General features: G+C 58.5%; 3 protein-coding genes. 2 read left to right on the forward strand and 1 reads right to left on the reverse strand.

Features of this window, described 5'->3' with window-relative positions:
* Positions 1-118, reverse strand: a 118-nt coding sequence (locus EN991_RS30820) for a transglutaminase N-terminal domain-containing protein (protein WP_281058824.1), incomplete at its 3' end; no start/stop codon positions are given.
* A gap of 365 nt (positions 119-483) precedes the next feature.
* Here EN991_RS30820 and EN991_RS30825 point away from each other — a divergent pair.
* Positions 484-669 carry a hypothetical protein gene (locus EN991_RS30825; protein WP_127366480.1) on the forward strand — a complete coding sequence of 62 codons (186 nt, stop codon included), beginning with the start codon at positions 484-486 and terminating at the stop codon, positions 667-669.
* 502 nt (positions 670-1,171) lie between these two features.
* Positions 1,172-2,260, forward strand: coding sequence for a L,D-transpeptidase (locus EN991_RS30830; protein ID WP_127366481.1), 1,089 nt, complete (start codon positions 1,172-1,174; stop codon positions 2,258-2,260).
* The last annotated feature ends 534 nt before the right edge of the window (positions 2,261-2,794 follow it).

Here is a 2,794-nt window from a genome sequence, read left to right on the forward strand (position 1 = left end):
GGTCTAGAAGTCTCTGGTCGAAGCTGTCGCGCGGCCTGAATATCAGCCGGTGTTCGCCAAACCTTACAGGTCGGCTGTAACGATAGACAGTCGAGTGCCTCACTGAAAAAATAGGCATGATGTCCTTGTGCCTTCTGCATACACACCGTGGTTTCTCAGGGACGATCGAGTGGCCTTGGTGCGGAGAGACTCAACGTCTGACTAAGCAATTAAAGCGGCCAAATACCGGCCGCTAGTCGGACAATGTCGCTACTGCCGGGCTTCCTACAATGTCGATGCCGTCAATCTGGAGGCGGCAGGGCATCAAGGCACACGCGAGATCGGGATGGCGTTTCCCACCTCTCGGTTCGAACTTTCCTCGCCGAGATACGTCAGATCTGTGGATTTGTAATATCCTGCCCAAGGCGTAATGTCTCAACCGGTCCCTTTCGACACCGTTGCGAGCGCGCGAAGAAAACTAAAGCAGAGAAGGACGCCGAAACGTTGGCTTACACGGTGATCTGGTACGGCAAGCAAGGCATTGTCGAGAAAGCGTCGTTCGAGACCGAGAAGGCTGCACGGGATAACGCGCTTGCCAATTTTTCCGCACGAAACTCAGACGGTATTGTAGCGGTCGAGGTTCGCAAGGACGACGGCTCGGTTGTATTCAGCCAAGCAGGTAGCAACTAATAGTCCGCATCTTGGTCAGGTCTAGAATGAGATTTTCCGTCCCCATCCCTGCTCCTTGGCCGGAGCCTCAACGGGCTAAGACGCAGCACCGCGGCGGCATCATGGGACAGAACACCAAGACCGGGGCTTGGCAGACCCTTTGCCCTGGCCTGTAGACCAACGGCGTATTGCTTCTGTAACGTCGGGAATTCCGCTGCGCCTTTTAGTCGGGCGTCTCCCAGCTTGATCCACGATCGGTACCGTCATGTTAATCAGCTCTCGCGTCCGAGCTTCGGTAATCCGGGTTCGCGTGCAAGGAGACGGATCAGAGTCTTCTGGCTCCTCCGTGGCGGATCGGATGCTTTCTGAACAAATTCGGAACCCAGGGCGTCACGGCGCTAAGTTCCCCTAGCAGGTCTGCAGGCACAGTGAGTTGAATTGGACATCGATGTTAAGAGACCAGTAACCAATCCGGCAGAATGTCGCTTGCGGCCTCTTTTCGCTGCCAGGAGACACACCCCACATGCGACGCGGCCTCGGTCTACTTGTACTCACCTTCAGCACGGCACTTGGCGCTGGCACGGCAACGTTGGTCATCTCACCAGCTCACGCCGCGTCATTGCTTACCCCCGATACCGTCAACGCAGCGCCCCTCGATGCAATTTCGCCGACGTATGCGCCCCCCGATTCGAAGATCGATCCGCTGACCACCGGCAGCACGTTCAATGTCGGTGCCGCCGCCCCTTCGACGGAGTTTACGCAAGCCCCTGCGGCAGACGCGCCCTCGCCGTCCATAGTTCGGTTGCAGGTATTGCTCGACCGGGCGGGGGCGTCGCCAGGAGTTATCGACGGTCTTGATGGCGGCAACCTGCGGCACGCCATCGCAGCCTTTGAAGTGATGCGTGGCCTCCCGGTCGACGGAAAGATTGGACTCAAGGTCATCGCCGCCATAGACGCGGACAAGCAGGTTATCGGCAGCTACGTCGTCACGGCGGACGACCTTTCCACGGTGGTGGGTGCCATTCCGAAAGACTACGCCAAAATGGCGGAGATGAAATACCTCGGCTACGCCCGTCCAAGCGAGGCCATGGCCGAGCGTTTCCACATGGACGAGGATTTTCTGAAGGCACTCAATCCTGGCGCGACCTTCGCCGAGGGAGAAACGATTTCGGTGGCCGATCTAGGTTCGGGGAAGCGCGGAACGGCCGCCAGACTGGAAGTAGACAAGGCCGAAGGCCAGGTTCGCGCCTATGCGGAAGACGGCTCACTCCTGGCGGCCTTTCCGGCCACAATTGGCAGCGAGGAGAACCCATCCCCGTCCGGCATGCATACAGTAAGGGCGGTGGTCACGAACCCGAGCTACACCTACAATCCCAAGCTCAATTTCAAACAGGGCAACAACGACAAGGTCCTGACCCTTCCGCCCGGTCCCAATGGCCCCGTCGGCACGGTGTGGATCGACTTGTCTGAACCGAGCTTCGGTATTCACGGGACCCCCGAGCCCGCCCGTATTGACAAGACCGGCTCCCATGGCTGTGTACGCCTGACCAATTGGGATGCTGGAGAACTTGGCAAGCTTCTCAGTCCCGGCGTGCCGGTCCAGTTCCTCTGAGCGGCGCGGACAATCCGGCCGCAGACTTCGACTATCCGCCCGATGTCGAGGAGACGCAGAGCCCCGAAACTACGCTAGCGCCGGAATGATCAACGGTACCGAGACGAAGCCAGAACTGCAATACGCCTGAACCTTGGATGCAATTGACACCATGTAATCAGGGCCTCGCGCAACATTAGCGGGCAGTCTCTTACCTACATTATGACCACCCTCGGCCTCGAAATCCGCGCGTCGCCGCCCTGCACCGTCGAATAAGCCGGAGATCTCGTCGCACGCTGTGCACTTTTCTAAATCGCGGGGCGTTTGCGGGAACAAGCATGATTGGAACTCGATGGGCATTCGTGGGTTACGTCATGAAGAGGAGACATCGCCGTGAAACTGTTACACCTTGCCCCCATCGCTATTCTTGCCTGCGCCCTGGCTCTTTCCGCTTGCGCTAATACCGTCCGAGGCGTCGGTAGGGACGTCAAGTCGACGGCGAACGCAGTTGACGACACCGTCAACAAACCCTGATCGATGCAGCGGACCGTCACG

Source organism: Mesorhizobium sp. M7A.F.Ca.US.005.03.2.1 (assembly GCF_003997795.1).
GTDB lineage: Bacteria > Pseudomonadota > Alphaproteobacteria > Rhizobiales > Rhizobiaceae > Mesorhizobium > Mesorhizobium ciceri.

What these genes read in the sequence shown, in the direction of transcription:
- EN991_RS30830 (WP_127366481.1), top strand. Translation starts at nt 1,172, where the DNA reads ATGCGACGCGGCCTCGGTCTACTTGTACTCACCTTCAGCACGGCACTT.